This is a genomic window from Vibrio sp. QJM3NY_27 (assembly GCF_057785955.1).
In genome coordinates, this window is the sequence record NZ_CM173512.1 from 1,655,862 (window position 1) to 1,678,712 (window position 22,851).

General features: G+C 43.0%; 16 protein-coding genes. 6 read left to right on the forward strand and 10 right to left on the reverse strand.

The window, feature by feature from the left end:
• Positions 1-3: 3 nt before the first annotated feature.
• From pdxY to aspT, 3 genes are all read right to left on the reverse strand, one after another.
• On the reverse strand, positions 4-861 hold the full coding sequence (pdxY, locus tag AC3CIA_RS22980) for a pyridoxal kinase PdxY (protein ID WP_488519142.1): 858 nt from the start codon (positions 859-861) through the stop codon (positions 4-6).
• Between the two features lie 206 nt (positions 862-1,067).
• Complete coding sequence (locus tag AC3CIA_RS22985) at positions 1,068-2,666, reverse strand: bifunctional aspartate transaminase/aspartate 4-decarboxylase (RefSeq protein ID WP_488519143.1); 1,599 nt, start codon at positions 2,664-2,666, stop codon at positions 1,068-1,070.
• Between the two features lie 163 nt (positions 2,667-2,829).
• Positions 2,830-4,545 (reverse strand): aspartate-alanine antiporter, encoded by a 1,716-nt coding sequence (aspT, locus tag AC3CIA_RS22990; protein ID WP_488519144.1) that lies wholly within the window; start codon positions 4,543-4,545, stop codon positions 2,830-2,832.
• Between the two features lie 471 nt (positions 4,546-5,016).
• Here aspT and AC3CIA_RS22995 point away from each other — a divergent pair, with 471 nt between their 5' ends.
• The 6 genes from AC3CIA_RS22995 to AC3CIA_RS23020 all read left to right on the forward strand — a co-directional run bounded on the left by AC3CIA_RS22995 (position 5,017) and on the right by AC3CIA_RS23020 (position 13,299).
• On the forward strand, positions 5,017-5,229 hold the full coding sequence (locus AC3CIA_RS22995) for a DUF1656 domain-containing protein (RefSeq protein ID WP_010429574.1): 213 nt from the start codon (positions 5,017-5,019) through the stop codon (positions 5,227-5,229).
• Positions 5,230-5,239: 10 nt separating this feature from the next.
• Positions 5,240-6,106: an HlyD family secretion protein gene (locus AC3CIA_RS23000; protein ID WP_488519145.1), complete on the forward strand. Its 867-nt coding sequence runs from the start codon at positions 5,240-5,242 to the stop codon at positions 6,104-6,106.
• Between the two features lie 9 nt (positions 6,107-6,115).
• Positions 6,116-7,471, forward strand: a complete 1,356-nt coding sequence (locus AC3CIA_RS23005; protein WP_488519146.1) for an FUSC family protein — start codon at positions 6,116-6,118, stop codon at positions 7,469-7,471.
• Between the two features lie 321 nt (positions 7,472-7,792).
• Positions 7,793-9,451 carry a hypothetical protein gene (locus AC3CIA_RS23010; protein WP_488519147.1) on the forward strand — a complete coding sequence of 553 codons (1,659 nt, stop codon included), beginning with the start codon at positions 7,793-7,795 and terminating at the stop codon, positions 9,449-9,451.
• 191 nt (positions 9,452-9,642) lie between these two features.
• Positions 9,643-11,757: a carboxylesterase family protein gene (locus AC3CIA_RS23015; protein ID WP_488519148.1), complete on the forward strand. Its 2,115-nt coding sequence runs from the start codon at positions 9,643-9,645 to the stop codon at positions 11,755-11,757.
• 84 nt (positions 11,758-11,841) lie between these two features.
• The gene (locus tag AC3CIA_RS23020; protein WP_488519149.1) at positions 11,842-13,299 is read left to right on the forward strand and encodes a phospholipase D family protein; all 1,458 of its coding nucleotides are present in this window, start codon (positions 11,842-11,844) and stop codon (positions 13,297-13,299) included.
• Between the two features lie 88 nt (positions 13,300-13,387).
• On the opposite strand, the gene AC3CIA_RS23025 is transcribed toward AC3CIA_RS23020, so the two are convergent.
• The 7 genes from AC3CIA_RS23025 to AC3CIA_RS23055 all read right to left on the reverse strand — a co-directional run bounded on the left by AC3CIA_RS23025 (position 13,388) and on the right by AC3CIA_RS23055 (position 22,635).
• On the reverse strand, positions 13,388-14,269 hold the full coding sequence (locus AC3CIA_RS23025) for an aspartate/glutamate racemase family protein (protein ID WP_488519150.1): 882 nt from the start codon (positions 14,267-14,269) through the stop codon (positions 13,388-13,390).
• Positions 14,270-14,380: 111 nt separating this feature from the next.
• A complete protein-coding gene (locus AC3CIA_RS23030) occupies positions 14,381-16,099 on the reverse strand; it encodes an autotransporter assembly complex protein TamA (protein WP_488519657.1) in 1,719 nt (572 codons plus the stop codon).
• A gap of 199 nt (positions 16,100-16,298) precedes the next feature.
• Positions 16,299-17,585 carry a DEAD/DEAH box helicase gene (locus AC3CIA_RS23035; protein WP_488519151.1) on the reverse strand — a complete coding sequence of 429 codons (1,287 nt, stop codon included), beginning with the start codon at positions 17,583-17,585 and terminating at the stop codon, positions 16,299-16,301.
• A 143-nt stretch (positions 17,586-17,728) separates the two neighbouring features.
• Positions 17,729-18,469 (reverse strand): DUF1223 domain-containing protein, encoded by a 741-nt coding sequence (locus AC3CIA_RS23040; RefSeq protein WP_171314460.1) that lies wholly within the window; start codon positions 18,467-18,469, stop codon positions 17,729-17,731.
• Positions 18,470-18,735: 266 nt separating this feature from the next.
• Entirely contained in the window at positions 18,736-18,924 is a 189-nt protein-coding gene (locus AC3CIA_RS23045) for a hypothetical protein (protein WP_017079198.1), read from the reverse strand.
• A 312-nt stretch (positions 18,925-19,236) separates the two neighbouring features.
• Complete coding sequence (locus AC3CIA_RS23050) at positions 19,237-20,238, reverse strand: TerC/Alx family metal homeostasis membrane protein (RefSeq protein ID WP_029222116.1); 1,002 nt, start codon at positions 20,236-20,238, stop codon at positions 19,237-19,239.
• Between the two features lie 657 nt (positions 20,239-20,895).
• Positions 20,896-22,635, reverse strand: coding sequence for a bifunctional metallophosphatase/5'-nucleotidase (locus AC3CIA_RS23055; RefSeq protein ID WP_488519152.1), 1,740 nt, complete (start codon positions 22,633-22,635; stop codon positions 20,896-20,898).
• Positions 22,636-22,851 lie beyond the last annotated feature (216 nt).

Consider the following 22,851-nt stretch of genomic DNA (forward strand, 5'->3'; position numbering starts at 1 on the left):
GCTCTAGGCTATTTTGACTACGTTGAAATCGTGGGTAGGCTCAACAAATTCATATTGAGCATTAATCGTTTGTAGTTCCCAAGTGCCATAGCTTTTAGTCAGTTCCAATACACCGTAAACAGCGTTGTTTACGTGACGGAATGCAGCCACCGGAGACATTTTTTTCATTAACCCTGCAGTAAATATGCCTGAGATAAGATCGCCAACACCGACCGGTTGTTTATCAAATTCGATATTCGGTCGTTGAGCTAAATAGCATGCCTTTTTCGTTGCGAGGATCATGCTGAACGCATCATCGGGTAATGAGTGCAGATGTTTCACGAGCACCATCTTTGGCCCAAGTTCCAATGCCTTCTTACAGGCTGTAACCGCATCATAAAGCGAGTGGATTTTGGTACCGGTCAATTCGCTCAACTCAAATTGGTTAGGCACGATGACATCAGCTATGGGCAGCAAATGTTGGGCAATAGCCGCTTTCACGCCGTCATCAACAATACAACCTTTATCTGGGTCACCCATTACAGGGTCACAAATGTAGAGTGCACTGTGATTTTTATCTTTGATGAGATTTACCGCTTCAGCAACCGCTTTGCATTGGTCTGCACTTCCCTGATAACCCGAGAGAACCGCGCCACAGTCTTTCAATGCACTGATGTTGTCTAAGCCTCTAATTAAGTTTCGAATATCGTCTGAGCCAAATGTTTGTCCTGTCCAACCTTGCTCATATTGAGTGTGATTAGAAAACTGAACAGTATGGATTGGCCACACATCGAGTCCCATCCTTTGGATTGGAAAAACCACAGAGCTGTTGCCTGCATGCCCATAAACCACGTGAGATTGAATAGAAATAATGCTTTTCATGCGTCGCTCTTTCAGTTTGAAATGGATTTGATTACTTAGATAAGACGACTAAATAAACACAACGGAACATCAAGATAGGAAGTTTTATCGATCTAACCACTGTGCTTATTTGGTCGGAATAGCCTCGACATCGCCGAGGCTTATTCTTAACGAGTTGGACGTCATCGGCTTAAAATCATGTATTCGATTCTAAGCCTGACTTGAACTTATGCGCCTTGAAACTCAGCGAAGTGTTCGTCTAACACCTTGCGAGTTGCACGACCAATCAGTTCGTACTCGTGGTGAGTCAGGTTAGCTAGCGATACACGAACAGAAGCGTGAACTACATCGAAACCTTTGCCTGGAAGCAAGATAACGCCAGTTTCGTGTGCAAGGCGGAACAGGAAGTCTTTGCCCTTCTCGTTCGCTTTGAACCATTCAACGAAAGCTGGGCCGTACAATTTGCCACCCAAAGTGTCGAGCTCAAGCAATGTGTAGTAGTCCACACGATCTTTGTTTTCTTCAATTTCGATACCCATGTTTTTGTACAGAGTTTTGTAACGCTCGCGAATGATGCGTTTGCACGCTTCTTTGTAGTTTTGCTCTGAGTCCATTAGGCAGTTCAATGAGAACAGCGCCATTTGAACTTGTTGTGGTAGTGAAAGACCCGCTGTGTGGTTTAGTGCAACACTTCGGCTATCTGCAACGATACGATCGATGAACTTAATACCACGTGGTTCTGGGTCAAGCGTTTTGTAACGATCATCCAGTTCCAGTTGACGTGATTCTGGTAGGCTGCGCATTGCATCATCGAACACGTTATTGTGCTGAATCGCAATCGAGCCAAGGCGCCAGCCTGTTGCACCGAAGTACTTTGAGAATGAGTAAACACAAAGTGTGTTGTATGGAAGTTTGGCAAACAGTGAAACGAAATCGTCTGCGAATGTGCCGTACACATCATCGGTGATAATGAACAGATCACTACGTTGTGTGTTAACGAAGTCTGATAGGTTATCAAGCGTCTCATCTGAGAACTTCACTGATGCAGGGTTTGCTGGGTTTACCACACATAGCAGTTTGATGTCTTTGTCTTCAAGCTTCTCGATTTCAGACATAGGTAGCTGCCATGTTGTCTCATCTAAACGAAGTTCTACAATCTCAAGTTCGTATTCTGAAAGCTCAGGGATTTCTAGGTAAGGTGTGAAGATTGGTGTGATTAACGCAACCTTATCGCCCTTCTTTAGTAGACCATTGTGAAACATTGTTTGGAATGTGTACGTCATTGATGCTGTTCCACCTTCCGTTGCAAACAAATCGAAATCCGTCGTCATTGGCATTGGACCGTACATCTCTTCTGCAATGTATTGTTTTACAACACTTTCGATATTCGTCAGCATGCGTGGTGGTACTGGGTAGTTACACGCTAAGTACGCATTCACTAGCTCATTTAAGAACACTTGCTTCTCGATACCTAAGCGATCTTTTGCGTAGCTCAGAGCTTTTTCAATGAATTGAACACCTGGGTTCTGTTGATTATTGTTTGCATAAGAATCAAAACGCTCAACAATACCAACACCATCTGGAATGCCGCCAAAGCTACCATCTAAATATGAATACGTGCGCTCCGCCTCCATTACGGCAAATTCACCCAAGCGAATAAATGCTTTACGTGGCAGTGTTGCTAGGAAGTTTGGATTACCACGACCCGCATCTAATAAAGCACGGTCTGGCACTGTTTGTGCAACTTCAATTAATTTATCTTTCAATTCAAAAGGGCTTAAATCAGCGAATTTTGAAAAGTCGATAGTAGTGTTTTTTGTAGTCATAATATTTACCTAATAGTTTAATTTTAAACACTTTCAATTAGAATGAAGTGTTTTACTTAATTGTAATTATTCAGACCTAACCTATTTAGTTATTTGGTAGCTCTGTTAATAATTTGATGATTGTTTTAGCTGTTTTATATCTATAATTAGTTCGAGGTATTAATTACATACCCGCATTAACGGTAATAATGCCGACGATAATTGGTCCCCATAACGTCAGTAACACGTTAGCTACAGCGTAAGTCACAGTGAAAGAGAATACTGGCGTTGCGTTGCCTGTTTTTTCCATCAATGCTGCGAATGCTGGGTTTGCACTTCGACCACCAGTCACACAACCTAAAGCCTCTACTGGGTTCTTGATCTTCAATACAAAGTACGAGAAGAAGAATGAAATAATCTGTGGAATTATGGTGACCGCCATACCCAAGAACAGAAGCGACATACCGTGTTCTTTTATGGTATCAACCGCTTGAGGGCCTGCTTGTAGGCCAACAATCCCTACAAATGCCGCTAAACCAAAGTCGCGAATGAAGTTTGCTGCACCCGCTGGGAACTGAGCCACATGCGGGTTTCGGCTACGTAACCAGCCGACAAGCAAGCCAGAAATCAAACAACCTGCACCAGAGCCAATCGTTACAGGAATACCTGCAATCTTGAAGCTAATTAGGCCAATTAGAAGACCCAGCACCATACCGAAACCCAGTACGATGAAGTCAGTCATAGTCGCAGAACCCATGCGCTTACCGATGTGTTTTTCAACTCGGTTGATGTCTTGAGCGGTACCCGTTAATTGAATAACATCGTTTTTCTCGACAATCAGGTCATCAGTAATGTCCATTGAAGTACCTGCACGCATGTAGTCTGTCACATACACGCCGCGGAATGAGCGCTCGTTTGAGCTGTCTTTGATTTCTTTTAGCGAGTGACCTATTAGCTTGCGGTTATCAGCGATAAGTTGACGATTTTCTTCAATAACTTCATAGCTTTCCGGTAATGCTACTTCATTGCTTTGTGCCTTGCTCTGTAGCTCATGAACCGCATTTCTACGGCCGGTAACCACAACCAGGTCGCCTGCTTTAAGCGCAGTGAACTTGTCTGCACTTAGCTCTTTTCCGTCGCGCTCAATAAGTTCGATACACGCAGCAAGTGATGATTGATTCAGTTGTGCTAGCGTTTTCCCAACCAATTTATCGTCGTGAGTTACTTTAAAAGCACGTGTCACTAGAGCGGTGACTGCATTAAATTCGCCGTCTGCTAAATCGCGTTTGCCGTTAGAGTTTTTCTCTTCTAGAGCAATAGCTTCAGATCGGATATCCCACTTCATGAGCGTTGGGAATACCCAAGTCACCATCAAGATTGGTCCTAAAGAACCAAAGATGTATGTTACAGCGTAACCAACTGCTACGTTTGTCTGCATCATGTGCTTGGCTTCTTCAGATACGCCGCCTAAACGTGCAATCGCATCGCCTGCAGTACCAATGATCGCAGATTGAGTTAAGCCACCAGCCGCTAGACCTGCAGCTGTACCTCTATCTAGATCAAATAACCATGCAGCAGCAAGCACACACAATAAGCCTGAAACCGTCATAACAACCGCAGAGAGCAGAATGTTAATGGTTCTGAAGTTAAGGGCTTTAAAGAATTGAGCGCCGCCTTGATAACCCACAGCATAAATAAAGAGCGCAAAGAAAATACTTTTTACGCCGGGATCAATCTGAACACCAAATTGCCCAATAATTACGCCCATTAATAATGTTCCGGCTACCCCGCCTAAAACAAATCGGCCGATAGTAATTTTACCAACCATATAACCTAATGAGAGTGTAATAAATAGTGCGACAAATGGTGCCATGTCAAACAGATTAGAAATAATGTCCATGACAAATTTACTCTTGTTACAAAATATAAGGAGTAAATAATCTAACGAATACTTAATAGTAATATTTGTTGGATTATTCAATTTAATAAAGCAGCTCGTTGCTTCGAACCGAATATTAAGAACAAAAGGTTTTATTCTGTAATCTCATTTGAAGGATCAAATCATCACTTCGATTGTTTTATGAGTCACAGTAGCGCGGTTCATACTAAAAGTTGTTGTTTTAAAAGGACTTAACCAAAACCGAAATATTTAAATTATTTTGGAAATAAATTTCAACTAAGTATTATTACCTCCAGATCGTATCTCTTCGTTTCCTTAGCCAGCAGGCTTTGCAGCACTTAACAAGGATTCAAATCGAACCGTAAGCCAGTATGGTCTTAGATTTGATGGATCTAATCCTCTATAAGCGATTATCACAATAAACATAACTCCGCTATCGTTGCATTCACCAAACAAATAGAGAAAAGAACCATGAACACAATGCCACATGAACTTGTGTGGGGTGAAGTCTACTTCCCACCGCTGTTATTGGTTATCGCACTGGCTTACATATTGACAATGCTAACAGGGTCAATCGCTACAAGGTTTGGCCTGCATAAGTACGTCGCCTTTCCTGCAATAGCAGAACTGAGCTTGATCGTGATTTTTACTGGCGCTATCGGCCATTTTATTACCATTTTTTGAGGCACTTACTGTGATCAAACGTTATCTCATCACACTTTTATTATTGGCTGCTGCGGGAACTGTGGTTTATAGCTATTACCAGTCGTACTCAAGTAACCCGTGGACCAGAGACGGGCAAGTGAGCGCTTATATTGTCTCGATTACACCTCGAGTAACGGGTCAAGTGACTGAAGTGCATGTCGAAGACAACTCGAAAGTAAAAAAAGGCGATCTTCTTTTTGAAATCGATCCGAGTATTTACAAGGCGACCTACAGAAAAGCGCTTGCCACTCAAAAACAAGCGTTTGCCCTACTCGCCAAAGCCAAAAACGAAGAGCAACGCGCGTTGAATTTAGAGAAAAGAACGCCCGGTGCCGTACCAGTTCTTACTCTAAACAACTTGAACAACGCGGTAGAAACCAGCACCGCGAATGTAGAACTGGCAAAAGCGAACGTAGAAGAAGCACATCTCAACCTTGAGTACACTAAGGTATACGCGCCTACTAACGGCTACATCACTAATCTGAACCTACGAGTGGGCTCTCAAGTTGTCGCGAATTCACCTGTGGTTGCGTTAATTGATGAAGATAGCTTCTGGATTGAAGGTTATTTCAAAGAGACTGATTTAGTCGGCGTCGATGCTCAGGACACAGCCTATGTCACCTTAATGATGCACAACAATGTTCAACTAGAAGGACATATAAAAAGCATTGGTTTTGGTATCGCTAAGCAAGATGGCAGCACAGGTAATGATTTATTGCCAAACGTGAATCCAAACTTCCAATGGATACGTCTCGCTCAACGCATCCCTATCAAAGTTAAGTTAGACAAAATACCAGAAGACGTACAACTACGTGTTGGTATGACTGCCTCGATTAAAATAATCAAAAATAGCTAGGTGATTCTTATGTTCACTGCATCGACTAAAGACGCGATTAAAGCCGCACTATCTATCGTTATCGCAATCTGCCTAGCGTTGTGGTTTGGTTGGGAAAAACCGTATTGGGCGGCGATAGCCGTAGCAGTGATGGCATTGAACGAGAGTTTCGCCCATTCGATAAACAAAGGCCATAACCGGTTAATGGGAACCTTGTTAGGAACCAGTTATGCCTTTTTCCTTATCGCCATATTTTCTCAAGATCGCTTCTTGTTTCTTACTTTTTTCACCCTATTTCTTGGGGTATGTATCTTCATGTCGAGCGATGAAAAGTACGGCTATATCTTTTCAATAGGATTTGCCGTGTGTTCGATTGTTGCTTGCATGGGCGGGTTTGATAGCCAAACCACCTTTCACTTTGCTGTAGTTCGACTTCAAGAAACACTACTAGGTGTTGTGGTGTTCTCTTTTGTGTATCGCATCCTGTGGCCTGTGAATACAGAGCTCAACTTTGTACAACGTTTCGAAGCCAGTAAACAAGCCTTGTTAGATGCGATGGAAAAAACAGGCGACATCGACATTGCCGCACTTGAAAGCAACACTGCGAATATTGATAAGCTGTATCAACTTTTAGATCTGCCACTAACCGGAAGTTACCACCTTAAAGAGAACATCCAAGCATGGAGTTTGCGCATAGATGAAATGGCACATATCCAAGATACATTACTCAAACAAAGTAACATCGAATCAGACTTGGGCATCCAATGGGCAGTTCTAACTAACAACTTGAAGACGTTCGATGTATTAACACCAGACCAATCACTTGTGGAAGGTGAGCCTAATGTAATGGGTGATCATAAAGAAGTGTCTTGGCATCATGCTCATCGCACATTTGTTGAACATTTGAATGAAGATGGACGCAAAGTGCTGCAAGGCGTGTCGATGTTTATCACATCGCTCTTGATTTGGATTTATCTTCCAGTTCCGGGTGGTTTTATATTTCCTATGTTAGCCGGTGTATTCTCTTCTATGGTGCCGACCATGCCACCAAGCGTTATTAAGGATGCCTTCTATGGTGTTTTGGGTACAGGATCGGTGATTCTGTTGCAGTACATCTTTGTGATGCCATTAATGACAGAGTTATGGGAGCTGGGTCTATTCTACTTCCTTAACATTATGGTGATATGGAAAGTGTTCGCCACGCCTAAACTCATGGTGCATCGAATACTAGGTGTTAATTTGTTAGTCGTACTGACATCTGGAGCACTTAACCTCACCCCGGTTTACACAATAGAAACGCCACTGTTGATGCTGGTGAATATTTTGATCATTTTAATGATAGCCAAGCTGTTTACTGATCTATTTAGAGTGAAGGTAACCGCTTAAAAATCAATACATTCACCACTATAACAACACGGCCTGCAAAGTATTTTACTAAGCAGGCCGTTTTTATCTAATTAAAGCGCCTACAAATCATAGTCTTAGTATCAAAACTAACTAAAGTAGGATAGCGTCCATCAAACGCGATTAACGCGATCTGCCACCTACTCTTAAAATCCTCTCATTGATTGACGCAATGCATTTTTAGTCGCGACATTCACACAAGCAATCCTAATGGATAAATACATAACAACTGAACACGAAGTTCAGTTTTACATCGACTGTGTGAACCTCGAAGGTTTGAGGTTACTCAGCGTGGAATCCGTCATGAGTTTTTTTGAAATCCGCAACAGCGCCCGTAAGACCCATACTCTCTCTGTGTTAGCGAGCGCCTTATTACTTACTACTCCCACTTTTGCGTCAGCAGCGGAAACCAAGACTTACACCGAAGTCATGGAGCAAGGTCGAGCACTGTTTGACAAATATGGTATTAGCCATGACTTGCCAAAGCTTGCAATCAGCTCACTTGTACAGGGTGAGCACCTAGTTGAGCACGCACATCGTACTCTGAAAGTTGGTGATGAAGTTCGTGACTCAAGCGTTTACCTCGTCAAGAACACCGATAGCAAAGGCAACATCGATCTTCGTATCAAATACAACCCAGAAGAACTGGATGATAACGAAAACCTGCTAGATGAAATCGAAGCGTTCACACGTACCGAATATCGCTTACGTGATTATGCAGAAAGCTTTGATTCAGCTTCGGTTCGCGTGAAAGAAATCGACGATAACAAGGTAATCATCAGCTTCGACTATTCGAAGTATGGACTACCTCAAGACATCGCGTATTTCCGTTTTTTGAATGTCGACATTGAGTTAATTGATGGCGAACCCAAGCGAATGCTAATCACTAACGATAAGCCATTCAAACATCACGTATACAAAGTAGAAACTTATCGTCAAGAGATTGAATTCCACACATTGGATTCAGGAAAGGTTGTTATTGCTAGTAAAGCGACTGAAGTCGTAGGTACATCAAAGAATAAGCCTATGAAGATGACGAGTTTAACTGAACCCGTTGCACTGTATGAAGACGACAACGGTGTACAGATACTGAATGAAGACAGACTTCAAGAAGTATCAGACCCAAGAATGCAAGAAGCAAACGTGAAGCTAGACCGAGTTTTTCCGTTAATGGGTGACATGGTGCGCCGTCAAGGCATTGATTTGCCTCTTCCATTCGGCGTATCAGTGGCTTATCGCAACCAAGACATGGACATTCCAATGACTGATTACGTGATTGGTGGTGTTCGCTTGAATGACTTATTTGATCCTGAAGATAGCGTTGCGACAGTTAAAGCAGAAAGCCTTTCGATACGCGGCGATGTAAATATCCTGCCATTCTGGAATGTATTCGGATATGTAGGAAAGGTAAACGTTGATGCGAATGTGGATGCGGCTTATACCGGCGCAGCAGGTGAATACCTAAAAGACAAGCTCAATGACAAACTGCCAGGGCTAGGTAACGCACTTTGCGAAGGTGTCTCTGCCTTATGTAACAGAGGCCGTTTGAATGTACCACTGCATCTCGAATATGACTTACGCGGTGCGGGCACCACACTATCTGTTGGTTACAAAGAGTTCTTTGCCTCAGTGACAGGTACCTACTCACAAACACGCCTAAAAGGATTAGATGATTGGGGCGATGGCATCGTCACTATTCAACCAATGTTGGGTTATCAATTAGTTGACTATCGCGCTCAGTTTTTCGTTGGTGCTGAATACCAAGGTTTAAATTCACGTATGCAAGGCACCGTAAAAACCGATGACATCGAATTTGATTATGACGTTGGTGTCGACATTAACCAGTGGGCATTCTTAACCGGATTCAATAAGCAGATCGGCAAACATTACAACATGACGATGTTGTACAACAAGGGCGAAACGCGCTCGGCTGTAACATTGAACCTTGGTTATCGCTTCTAGCCCTACATCATGCATTGAGTGGTCACGGCCACTCTTGATGGGTGGCGTCCTACTTATGCGATTCCATCAATCAATTAAATGTATTTAATATACATCCCATAAGAAAATTACATACATCCAAGCACGACAACGGTCGACGATAGCGCACGGAATTGCTGGTTTGGTAACAACAAATAACTGTGGACGTAACAATGAAACTCAACAAACAATTAATTCCTGCTGTGACTATCTCAATGTTACTCGCTGCTTGTGGTAGTGATACAGAACCTACTGTTCCTATGCCAAACAAACCAGAGCCTTTAGTACCGGCACCTGCTGAACAGTTTACTGCGCAAATCGGCGAAGTGATGATCAAAGCGACCAAACAAGAACTTGTTGTGTCTTCTAATTCTGAAGATGACAAGCTGGCTTCTGTTGAAATCTTTAAAGGTATTCGCTTTGCGGATACTGAACGTTTTGAGCACAGTACCCCTGTAGAAGTTACTGAGCTGCTGAACTCAGCAGGCATCGTCGATGCCACTTCGTTTGGTGATGCTTGCCCACAATTAAAAACCATTTCACAGACACAATCTGAAGACTGTTTGAACCTGAACATTTGGCGCCCGGTAGGCGTAGATGCTGATGCAGACCTACCGGTTTATGTATTCATCCACGGTGGTGACTTTGAATACGGCTCTGGTGCAGAAGCACTTGTGCACGGTGATACCGTGGTTGCTCAAGGAAGCGACGATGGTAAGCCTTTCATCTATGTAAGCTTAAACTACCGTCTTGGTCAATTAGGTACTCAATGGATTAAAGGCGCGAACAAAGATGGCAACTATGGCCTAGGTGACCAGAAGCGCGCTTTGGAGTGGGTACATAACAATATCGCTGACTTCGGTGGTAATGCTCAAAACGTAACCGTTATCGGTCAAGGCTCAGGTGCCATGTCTATTGGTTTCTTGCAGCAAGATGAAGAGATCGCAGGTCAATATTTCCAACGTGCCATCATGCAAAGTAACCCGTATGGTTTTGAATATCCTAGCTATGACGTGGCTAAGAGCCGCAACAATAACTTTGATGTAGACACTTCGGTCGACGAGATCATGGAGTCGCAAGAGACAGCTTTGAATGGTATTGAACAGCTAAAAAATTGGTTGTTAGGTTCTTTGCAAATCCCAATTCTGAGCCCAACCGCAGATGAGACTCCAATGTCAAACCTGATGCCTTTTGCTCCATACATATTGTGTGAAAAAACGAGTCTCCTTGGTAGCTGTAGCGAATCAGCAAAATCACCAATGCAAGCAGGCTTCTCAGTACCAACTGTCCTAGGTCAAAATGCACATGAAGCGAACAGCTTTGGCATGCTCTTTACTACTACGTTCTTAATTCCGACAGTCATCGAGTTATTAACAAATGATGAACCTGAACTGCTTACTAATGAAGATCCAGCAAAGCTAGCTCTAGCTATGGTTAACTGGTTAGAAGATGAAAACAATATCGTTCTTCTGCAGCAAAAACTATCTGAGCAAGCAAGCGATGAAGTTTCAGCAGACCTTGTATTGCCAAGCAGTGCTTACAGCGCAGTAACGGGCTTATTTTATGGTGCCAAGCTAGAAGGTGATCTACTTGAAATGACTGGATGCATTGATACCAACGATATTACGGGTACCGTAGGTTGCTTGGTTGACATTGTTGAGATCACTAGCCATCAACAAACCCAAGATATTCTGGCTCTAACTGATTTCTACCCTAACTCAGAAGCTGACATAGGTGGTGCTCTTGACAACATGAAACAATTTAAAACCCTGCTAAATGACACCTTGTTCAATGGCCCAGCTCGTTATATGGCAGCAAACAACGAAGTAGAAGCAACGCTATACCACTTTGAGCACAAACCAAGCTTCAACATGTGGAACTTTAAAACAGGTCTAAATGAAGAAACGGGCGAATACGACCAACTGTCAATCATTGATCTATTCAAAACGATCGGTTGCATCAGCGGTGCATGTAACGGTTCAGAACTGCCATTTATGTTTAACAAAGCTGTACGTTTTGACGGTAGTGAGATTCACCCGACAAGCAGTGAGAAGGCGTTGATGAACGAAATGTCACGCCTATGGTTTAGCGAAGAATTATTCACTAACTACCAGTACAGCGACTCTGCCGACAATGTATTAGTTATCGAATCTCAAGGCTTTAGCGCTAGCACAACCTATGACTGGGACTATGCTACAAACCCAGGTGTTGATCCAAAGCTTCGTGAAGGTCGCTTAAACGGTTTAGAAGATCAAGGTCTTATGCCTTGGCAGTGGTACCTAAACTAAACAGACTCAACACCCCTCCTACTTTATCGGCCAGCTCGCTGGCCGTTTTTATATCCAAAATTTACTTTCAAACGCAGGTTATTTATGACACTTAGCAAACTAAAAACAACATGCACAATGATGTTAATTGCTTTAGTCACAGGGTGTGCCCAACCTTATCCCGATGTTGAACCTGACTTCGAAGCAAATTGGCAAAGTACGGAACACCAAGCAGAAGTGTACCTGATCCCGACTGCGCCAGAAGCCTTCGCACGTCGTATCGAGCTTGTTCGCCAAGCACAACACTCAGTTGATATGACCTACTTCTCTTGGGAGCGTGACACACTTGGTTTGATGCTTCTAAACGAGCTAAAGCAAGCGGCGGATCGCGAGGTTCACGTCCGACTGACCTTAGATGACCTACTGGTATTTAATGATAAATGGCTAGCGGAATTGGACTCACACCCCAATATTGAGATTCGACTATTCAATCCTTTTGAGTCACGTAAAGCGGGCTGGATTGGTCGCGCCTTTAACTTCTCGACTCACCAAAAACAACTGGATAATCGGCTTCACGAGAAGTACTTCAATGTTGATCATCACTCGATGATTTTAGGTGGAAGAAATATCGGCAATGATTACTTTGGCTATAGCGAGAATGCCAACTTCTTTGATATGGACGTTTTGTTTCGAGGTGACGTAATCGCGTCTTTCGACAACAATTACCAAGCGCTTTGGGACAGCCAATATGTAGTGCCAATTCAAGAGCGAATCAAAGTCAAAGAACAAGACCAATACAAAGCGTTTACCAAGGCAATAAATAAAGGTGAGAAGAATAAAAAGCCGATCACTTTCGATGTCGAGCAACAGATACATCGCCTAAGCGAACCAAGGTTTATTAAAGCATCGGTAACGCCTTTATTCGATTCATTAGAGAAGCTAAATGACAACAAGCCCTACTTTCGTCAGCGTACAGAGCACTTAATGAAGCAAAAAGTACCGACACCTTCTAAGGCTATGATTTCAACCCCATACGTGGTACCAAGTGACCAGCAGTTTGTGTTTATTGATGCATTGACCGAACAACAAGCTCAAGTGACATTAATCACAAACTCTTCGGCGTCGAATGACTCTGGGTTTATACCCGCCTACTACGAACAACATCGTCAAACTTTGTTGGACAAAGGGGTTAATATTTTAGAATACAAAAGCGATGCGATAAACGACGACCATTACTTTCATGTTGATACCTATTATCACAATAAGACTGTAATTCTAGATGAGCGTGTTACTTATATAGGCTCATCCAACTTCGACCCAAGATCAGACTTTCTCAACGTTGAGTTTGGTGTGTTGATTGAGAGTGAAGAGTTTGCGAAGCAAGTGACACACTACTTAACACGTCAGAAAGAGGATTTGTTCTGGACTGTATCGCGAGCCCAATCAGGCGAGACTACTTGGGTTTCAGGGGAACAAAAACAGACTAAGAACCCTGATTACAGTTCATGGAATAAATTGCCGGATTGGTTGTTTCAAAAAATGAATGGCGAGTTTGAGCTTTAAGTGCCGAGCTTCGAGTTCTCACCAGTCCAAATGCAAAAAAGCCGCGTAATTCGCGGCTTTCTCATGTTTCAAATAGACGTATCGGAGCTTACAGGCGGTAGGTCATCGCTCTCTTGGCTACGTAGTTCACCATATCTAACGTTGTATAAATCGAATCGACATCGTTAATGTCGTAATCAAGATGGTCACGTTCAACATACTGCTCTGCTAATCGATAGATATCAACGACACGTTCTGCAACAGCTTCCATTGGGTCAATAAAAGTAAGTGCTGGAAATGCAGTTTCAAGCTGCTTTCTAACCAGAGGAAGTTCAGTGCACCCCAGAATGACCGTATCAACGCCCTTCTCTACGATGCTTTGAACCTCAACAGCAAGAAGTGCCGCATTACGGTCAAACTCGCCTGCTTTAATGCCGTTGGTTTCTCGGATTGCTTGCCCACATGCGGTCATCTCACCCGTGACTTCGCCATAGATAGCGCTATGAACATTATGCTCTTGCTCAAAAGCATCTGGTTTAGCGAATACAAGATTGGCGTCTGTTAGGTAGCGATCATAGATTCCCGAGTTGTATGTACCGTTGGTGCACAAAATACCGACAATGGATTCAGGGTTCTGCTCTTTGATTTGATCAACCGTGGTTTGAAGCATATCGACGATATAAACATTGGTATGTTTTTGAACTTCAGGTCTGAAGTAATGGGCGGTGTTGCAGGTCATAACGCCAAATTGAACATTGGCGTGTTCTAAAATGCACGCTGATTCAATCAACTCTGGGACAGGGTCGATACCGCCTTCGTTTATTGCTTCAGAGCGATCTGGGATATCTGAATTTTTAACCACAATCATGGCCATGTGGTCTTGGTCTTTAAGCGCGCCGTGTTCAATTTCTTTCTTGGCGACGGTATCTTGGAACAAAGCATCTGCTTCAGGGCCCATATTACCAAATACACCGAATCGTACCTTTTTCATTGTTTTTACCTTTGTGTTTGCTAGAGCACAAAGGTTATTACGCTCTGTCGATTTACTTGAATCCCATTCAATGGATCGCATCCTCGTGAGCGCTTAAACAACGTACAAATATTAGAACTGAGTGCCCAAGGAAAAATGAATACGAAACTCATCACCTTCAGGGGCATCTAAACCGTAAGCAAAATCGAGTTTTATAGGCACAAATTGTGAGTTCCAAATCAGGCTAAGGCCTGTGCCGCGCTTCCAATCCGCTTCGTCATCAAACGCATCACCAACATCGAGAAACGCGCCCATCCAAATTGACCGATAAACCTGATGTTGATATTCAAGCCCTGCCGTTAGCATGTAACGCGCGCCTGTTAATTCACCGTTCTCATCTTTCGGAGAAATCGATTCATAGCCATAGCCTCGTAAGTTCCCATCGCCACCAGCAAAGTAACGCAATGACGATGGTACATCCGACAACGATTTAGCTATGTTAATGCCAACGTTTGAACGGAAATGGAGCTTCTGGCTTTCGCTAATGTCCCACGAAAGCACGCTGTTTCCTTCCAGCCGCAACAACCTTGAATCAGAGAACAGACTAGGGTCAGAATACTCAACAGAGTAGATGTGTCGATGACTAAGTTCCAATTGATCATTTTTACGATCAATCTGAGAAAAACTGAGGCCTGGTAACAATAATTGCGATTGATCTTCCTCAGACGCCTGACGATACTGTTCGTGCAAATATTTGACATAAATAGTGCTTTGCCAATCACTGTCTAGTTGCCAGTAACGTTCAAACTTAAGATCGTTTGAAAAACTATTGGTGTCTCGATGATCAATTCGTTTCGATTCAAACTGAATACCAAAGTAATCGGTCGTCACTTTCTCTGTTGGGATTTTGTACCCTAGCTGCAGTGATTGCTCTTGTTCAGACAAATACGTCTGTGTTTCAAAGCTGTGTCCTCTTCGGTTATACCAAGGCTTGGACCAGTTTAAAGACGCTCTTAAACCGAGATCGGTAGAATAACCCCCACCCACCTGCACAATGTTGCGAGAGCTTGGATCAGCAATGATTTCGATTGGCACTTCTAGATTGTCATCAAGGTGGTTAAAGTCACCGTGCACAACAACGCTGCGAAACCACTGAGTTTCAAACAAGTCAGACTGCAGCTCACCCAACTTGATGGTGTCAAATTCCTCACCTTGCTTGAATGTTGGAATTTTATCGATACGAGTAGCTTCAACACCATCATCAGGAATGCTGATAGCGCCAAACTTATAGCGTGGGCCACTAGAAAAATGCAGGTGAATGTTGGCGATGTTTTCGCTAGGAATCACTTCAATCTTAGACTCGACAAACCTACCGTCAAAATAGCCTTTACGCTTTGCCATAGAGAAAATCGCTCGTTTAGTTTGGTCGTATTCTTGGTGAGATAATGGTGAGCCTGAATCTAACTTACTTTGCGTGAGTATTTTGATGAACTCTTCATCTTTACTCGCTTCACCTGTGACTTTTACAACCGATTCTGCAATGTACATGACAGGGCCAGAATCGACGTTCAAGGTGAGGTTATCACTGTCATCAAGTTCGATATCTATCTGAGAATGATAGTAGCCATAAGGGTTGAGCGCATCTTGAACCCGTTTCAATAACTTAGTATGGGATAGCTGGGAAGCTGGGACATCAACCAAAGGTTCTAAGTATAACTCTACATTTTCAGTGAGAGTTTTGTTTAGCCCTTTAACCTTAAAGTCTGCACCTATCGCAGCGGGGTGAATAACCATGAAGAGTGAAGCTGCCAGTATTACTTGTTTAATCGAGGTCTTCACGCCATTACCCAGTTGCTCAAAACCCGAATAGGTTATGAGCAAAGCGTGAAATCACTGAATCTCTTATAGAGGACGTCGTCCTACGAACTAATGTGCCTTCACTTTAAACATAAGTTCAGTTGTTCATTCGCCAATTACATCTCTTTATCTAGCAGACACAAAAAAGGCGCAATTAAGCGCCTTTAGAAATTCTATTTTTACTGACTCAATATCAGTTGTTTCTCAACCAAACATCTTGGTTTTTAGGTGCTTTCTTCTTTTTCTTCTTGCCTGTACCAGCCGGTGGCGCAACGGGTTTTAATGCAGCAACAAGTTCAGCGGTTGCCTCTTCATCCACTTCAAAACCTTCAATTTGCTCACGCTCAAGACGGATTTTGTTCTTCTTCTCAATGATTGTGAAGTGATGGTAATCTTCGTGGTCGATCAAAGATAGCGCTAGACCAACCTCACCCGCACGACCACTTCGGCCAATACGATGCATGTAGTCTGATGGGCTACGCGGTAGGTCAAAGTTGATTACTACTGGTAGCTTTTCGATATCCAGACCACGTGCCGCGATGTCTGTCGCGATAAGAACGTCAATCTCGCCAGATTTGAAATCTTCAAGAATACGAGTACGTGAACCCTGCCCTTTATCGCCGTGGAATACTTCTGCGATGATACCGCGCTTGTAAAGCTTATCTGCAAGGTGCTCACAGCTGTTTTTCGCGTTTACGAAGATCAGTGCTTGTCGCCACTCGTGTTGTTGAATCAGGTGCGCTAGCAGAGCTGTCTTGCGTCCTTTCTCGACTTCGAATACACGCTGAACCAGAGTGCTCGCATTGGCACTTTGAAGTTGAACTTCAATTGGATCATTCAGTAGTTCGTGAGTCAGCGTTTTAACTTGCTCGGGGAAAGTCGCAGAGAACAACAAGGTTTGTTTTTTGCTTGGCAGAAGTTTCAAGATCGCGTCTAGTTCTTCTGTAAAACCAAGGCTCAACATACGGTCAGCTTCATCAAGCACTAACGTTTTTACTTTATCTAGCTTGATAGCATTGCTTGAGATCAGATCCAACAAACGACCCGGTGTTGCCACCAAGATATCAGTGCCGCCACGTAGCGCTTGCATCTGAGTGTTGACCGATACACCACCAAATACACAAACCGTTTTGATCGCACCATTGAAATGCACAGCGTAAGACTTAACACTGTCAGCCACTTGCTTAGCAAGCTCACGAGTAGGAACTAAGATAAGGCCGGACACAAAGTTACCTTTGCCCGAACGACGGTCTAAAGGTGCATCTTCATGGATCTGCTGTAACAGTGGAAGTGCAAATGCTGCGGTTTTACCTGAACCCGTATTTGCCCCTGCAATTAGGTCGCGTCCTGCTAACACACTTGGAATAACTTGCGCTTGGATAGGCGTTGGCTGTTGGTATTCAAGCTCTGTTAAACGAGCCATCAAAGGAGAGATTAAGCCAAGATCAGAGAAGTTGGGTGGTGTTGTGGTGTTAGTCATTAATTGCAGGAACTCAAAGCTAAAATAATAGCGCGCTATATTAACGTATTTCAGCAGTATTACGTAACTAAATCGCCCCTTTCTCCCGTGTTTCAGCGATTAAGCCCCTGTAAAACACATCCAGATAACAAGTTATCGCAAATTTAGTCAAGCCACCCTGCTACCGTTTGCTCTGGCGTGTATGAGTTGAGCTCAGTTAACCATACGGCTACAGCATCTGGCGTGGCGACTAACGGGGAGAAGTCGATATTGAATTGCCATTTGGATTCACCACGTTGATAGCCGTCGTAAACCACGACAAAATCGTGCTCAAGTTTCTTACCTCTGTTCTCGCCCGCTTTAACGCTGGTGACTTCGTTCATCGCCAACAAGGCAATATGAGCGACATAATCCCCTTTGCTTTCGTAACTCACACTGAACGTATCGCCTTCATGGTGCACTGTTAATTTGGGATTAGTTTGTTGTTGGAGCGAAGGCAACGTTCTGTCTAGCCAATTAAAGTAACCACGCCACTCTTTTCCATCGACAACGAAGCCCGGTGTATAGACGCCACTTGTTACCCCATAAGCTTTGTACAAACGTTGCTTCTGACTGAATGCCTTGCTGGCGAACTTGTCTCCCCAGCCTAAGTAATCCCAGTAGTCTACGTGATAAGCAAGCGGTATGACCTCGGTCCAAAGTTTTGGATGATCTGCAAAAGTACTAAGGTACGTGTCAGCAGGCGGACAACTAGAACAACCTTCAGAGGTAAACAGCTCAATAACCTGAGCAGGCTGGCCTTCGTTACTCCAGGTTTGTGCAAACGACACAGAGGAATAGGCGCCGATCGGTAAGGCAAATAAACAAAGTTTAATCAATGATGAATTGCGTGTGGCGTGTGACATACCGAGATCCTTGTACAAAGCGAATTTACTGGCGCTCAAATACAGACCGTTATGCCTAAGTATTTCTTTCAGGTGATGAGTTTCTTTCAGGTGCTGGGGTTATTTCAGATGTGTAGTTTATTTCAGGTGCTGGGGTTATTTCAGATGTGTAGTTTATTTCAGATGCTTAGTTCCTTTCAGATACACAGCTTGTTTCAGATACAAAAACGCCAGCTTTAGCAGCTGGCGTTTTTTAAATTCTATATTTTTACATGTTAACGCAGAGATTAACGGTTGATACCGATATCGCGTTGCATGTGACCAGATAGGTCGCTTGCGTAGTAACTACGTGGAGAGTTGTCTACGAAAAGAATATCGAAAATGTGTGCAATCAATCCTTTGATGTTAACCGAGTAGGTCTTCTTATCCATAGAGTTAGGAACAGCGATAGTATTCATTTGCATTGCTTGAGCCATGATTGCCTCTCTATAAATTTGTTTATGTGGTTCGTTCTGATGACAAGAATAATAGGTGATCTTTTGCAGGTTAAAAAATGACTAAAATTAGAAATTCAGATTAGTTTTTCTAATAACACAAATCATTAACAACACCTCGAAATACATATTCACGCTTGATGAGTAAAAATTCACAGCAGTGCCTAAATCATGCATTTAGTACAAATAACCCTCAAACAACAGCGGTCAATGTCACAAAAAATTTACATAAATAAATTTCAAGCTTCATTGACCACCTAATTATTATCGAGTTTTCGATAAGTTATTTTTGTTTTAATTTACTTGTTCAATGTCTGGCTTCTTCGCATAAATCGACGCTATAACCGCAATCGTCATAGTAGAAATTAGAACAGCTAACGACCAATACGTTGGGATAGCCCACTCACTGTCAACCAATAACATTTTCACACCAATGAACACCATGATGAATGCCAGTGCAGGCTTCAAGTAGATGAACTTATCCATCATGCCTTGCAGAACAAAGTACAAAGAACGAAGGCCAAGCAATGCAAATACGTTTGCAGCCAGTACTAAGAATGGCTCTCGCGTAACGGCGAAAATTGCAGGAATAGAATCCAGTGCAAACATGACATCCATAACCGCAATGGCACCAATCACCAACATCATTGGCGTGAGTACCCATTTAGTGCCTTGCTTGATCATCAACGCGGGACCATGGAAGTCTTCTGTCACAGGCATCACTTTACGAAGTAACTTCTCAGGTAGCGTATTCACACTCTCCTCTTCGCCCTTATCTAGCGCCAGTTTAATACCCGTACCAATTAGGAACGCAGCAAATACATAAAGCACCCAGTGGTATTCAGCCAATAGCTGAGCACCTAATGCGATCATAATTGCGCGAAGCACCAATGCACCAATTACGCCCCAAAGAAGCGCACGAGGTCTTAGATGCTCAGGAACTTGGTATTGAGCAAAGATCATCGCGAAAACAAACAAGTTGTCTACGCTCAATGATTTTTCTAGCAAGTAACCGGTAATAAATGACACGGTTGCTTTTTGGGCTGTGTATTCACTATTCGGCGCATAGATGTCCCAAAAAAGGTAAATGGAACCAGCAAATAAAAACGCGAGCACAAACCAGAAAACGCTCCAAATTGCCGCTTTCTTGATGGTTACACTACCACCACGAGTCTGATAGATATCAATAGAGACGAGAATGACTGTCAGCAGGAAAAAGCCCGCATAAGTCGTCATGATTGGCGATGAAAAAAAGGATTCACTATTCGTAGATAATAGAGATTGAGTTGAGTTCATTATTCCTCCGGGCGGAAGAACTGTACAAAGACCTTCCGCAAACAAAACTATCAAGTTCCACGACGGATCTTGATTGTGATTGCGTTGGTCTCGTTGAAGTGAAATATGGGATTTCACCTTTACATACCGGATAGACTCTTGGCCTAACGAGATGACGATATGTAAACTTGCGCTAACTACTCCCCAAACGCGTGGATAATATTCCTCTATCTTTGTTTCGTCTAGAAAAATTTTCGGAAATAAATAAAAAAGGAGCAAAACGCTCCTCATTTATTTCTATAGGCTTGTCAAAACGACATTCGTATTGATTTTGAGAATGCTACTGAGAGGATTAACCCCTATTACCATTACTCATGATACAAATCCGTTATTCAATGATGCGAATAACGAACGAGTCTTGTACGTGCTTTATCTTACAGTTCACTTAAAGGCACGCTACGTTATAAACCTGCAGCGGGTACCAAGTACACTAACGCAGACCAAACCGATACCCAACCAACCACCGCTACCGCATCTAACCAATCTTTCTTATCCATGCTTATCTCCACAAGAAGGCGACCTGCAGGAATAAAGCATAAACAATGCCAAATTTATAAATAGGCAAAACTAATAATACTAGCCGCAAGCATTACCTGTGACTATCTAAATTACCTGTGACTATCTAAAACACTCCAAACAATTCAGCGGCTCGTTGTGTTGCAGTGACTCTGGGTGGTCTTGTAGAAACTCGATGAAACAGTCTGCCATTGAGTCGGTCGTAACCACGCCATCACCTATCATATCCAAGACGGCGTTATAGCCCTCTTTTCCTTTCATGGTATAGGCTGACGACGCGCCTCGGTAAATACGGTCACGAGAAACAGCCTGCCAGCCCAATACTTCAGAGCGAATTTCTAAATGGTGAACCCTATGCCCTAGAGGTGCTTCTTTGTGGTAACAAAACCTCAAGTTATGCGTATAAGGAAAGCTGCCTGAACCTGTCCCTACAACACCATTATCCAAAGCATTGTTGATTGCACCTTCAAGCATGCCTGCGATCGTTTCACCTTTTACTTCATACACACCAATGGGTACGGCAAACGGTAGTAGTTTTCCGGCAATATCGGCAACAGAGACGTCGCCGCTATTCAGTGAATTTCTAACACCACCTGCGTTGTGAATGGCAAATTCAACCTGATGCCCTTTTTTGTTCATTAGGTAGTGAAATGATTGAGCAACTAAGGGCGCTAGTTGGCTCGGGCCTTTCTCGTCCGGGATGCGTATGTGGCGCAGTTTTGTATCTGCATGAGCAATAACTTGTTGCTGAAGCTTTCGAACTCTCGGCTGATATTTATCCGTAAGAATGCTCTGAAGTTCCGGATCTTTTTTACATACCGCAATATTGGGGTGGTTGTTCAAAAACTCACACGCCATATCGTGGGCATCGTCTTGCCCTACTTCACTCAATTTCGCGTCTATAAACAGTCGACGGCCTAACAGCAGTTCGTTCTTACCGTTGAAGTGAGTCACTTTGCCTTCAGCATTGAACTCGATTTCACAGTGTCCTAGACTCATTGCATGGAAACCCGCTTGCACAACATAAGTGTCACCGATTTTCACGCCGTAATCATCATCTTTAACTAAGCCAATATCAGAGAAATCACCTTGTAAGCGATGACTATGACCACCAACAATGACACCAATACCTGTTACGTTGGCTGCTAACTCTAAATCAGCTTCGTAACCAAGATGGCTAAGTAACACAATCTTGTTGATACCAGCTTTATGAATCTGCTCAATGGTCGCTTTTGCTGTTTCTAAAGCATTTTCAAACGGTGTATCGATATCTGGATTTGCAATGCCCGCCATCTTGTCGATGCTTAAGCCGAATATTGCAACCTTCTCGCCATCAAACTCTTTCGTAATAAAAGAAGCACTTCGCGTTTCAGTCAGATAAGGCTTAACAATTTCGTTGTCCGCTAAGGTATGAGTTTTATTGATATCCTCATTCGATAGATTCCAGTTACCGGCCAACAATGGGAATTTGATTCTTCTAGCGAAAATCGCAACGGGCTCATTACCCATGTCTAGCTCGTGATTGCCGAGCGTCATGGCATCTATATTAAGGGCATTCAACAAATCGGCGTTGGCTTTTCCCTTGAATAAAGAAAAGTACAAAGTCCCCTGGAAGCAGTCACCAGCGTGTAGGAACAGGGTTCCAACCTTCTGACGCTGGGCATCTTGTTCTATTTGTTTAAAGCGTGTTGAAATTCGAGCAAAGCCACCAGCACTGACATAAGGTTCAATGATGTGGTTGTTCATTTTAAGTGATAGCTGTAACGAGGTTGGTTCAAAGTATGAGTGGGTGTCGTTGATGTGTGCCAACACTATTTTTGTCGGCTTATTCTTTTTAGTCATATTTTCTTCTCTCTTTGTCCCTTCATACTAGGTCGAGAATCATGACAGAATCGTGAATTTTATGAAACTGCACTGCAAAAAAATTCTCGAGATAGATCAAAAATCCCATTTTGAACCGTATAAATAAACAACGGGTTTTGTGACAGGTGAGCATACCGGATTGGCATTTTTCGATTATGATTAAAGATATCTGTTAGCTTTCAAACAATTAGCAGA

Bases quoted from the DNA above. Each gene is read 5' to 3' on its own strand.
- AC3CIA_RS23020 (WP_488519149.1), top strand. From the start codon at position 11,842: ATGACACTTAGCAAACTAAAAACAACATGCACAATGATGTTAATTGCT.
- AC3CIA_RS23055 (WP_488519152.1), bottom strand. From the start codon at position 22,635: ATGACTAAAAAGAATAAGCCGACAAAAATAGTGTTGGCACACATCAAC.
- AC3CIA_RS23040 (WP_171314460.1), bottom strand. From the start codon at position 18,469: ATGTCACACGCCACACGCAATTCATCATTGATTAAACTTTGTTTATTT.
- AC3CIA_RS22985 (WP_488519143.1), bottom strand. From the start codon at position 2,666: ATGACTACAAAAAACACTACTATCGACTTTTCAAAATTCGCTGATTTA.
- AC3CIA_RS23010 (WP_488519147.1), top strand. From the start codon at position 7,793: ATGAGTTTTTTTGAAATCCGCAACAGCGCCCGTAAGACCCATACTCTC.
- AC3CIA_RS23005 (WP_488519146.1), top strand. From the start codon at position 6,116: ATGTTCACTGCATCGACTAAAGACGCGATTAAAGCCGCACTATCTATC.
- pdxY (WP_488519142.1), bottom strand. From the start codon at position 861: ATGAAAAGCATTATTTCTATTCAATCTCACGTGGTTTATGGGCATGCA.
- AC3CIA_RS23025 (WP_488519150.1), bottom strand. From the start codon at position 14,269: ATGAAAAAGGTACGATTCGGTGTATTTGGTAATATGGGCCCTGAAGCA.
- AC3CIA_RS23035 (WP_488519151.1), bottom strand. From the start codon at position 17,585: ATGACTAACACCACAACACCACCCAACTTCTCTGATCTTGGCTTAATC.
- AC3CIA_RS23015 (WP_488519148.1), top strand. From the start codon at position 9,643: ATGAAACTCAACAAACAATTAATTCCTGCTGTGACTATCTCAATGTTA.
- AC3CIA_RS22995 (WP_010429574.1), top strand. From the start codon at position 5,017: ATGAACACAATGCCACATGAACTTGTGTGGGGTGAAGTCTACTTCCCA.
- aspT (WP_488519144.1), bottom strand. From the start codon at position 4,545: ATGGACATTATTTCTAATCTGTTTGACATGGCACCATTTGTCGCACTA.
- AC3CIA_RS23050 (WP_029222116.1), bottom strand. From the start codon at position 20,238: ATGAACTCAACTCAATCTCTATTATCTACGAATAGTGAATCCTTTTTT.
- AC3CIA_RS23045 (WP_017079198.1), bottom strand. From the start codon at position 18,924: ATGGCTCAAGCAATGCAAATGAATACTATCGCTGTTCCTAACTCTATG.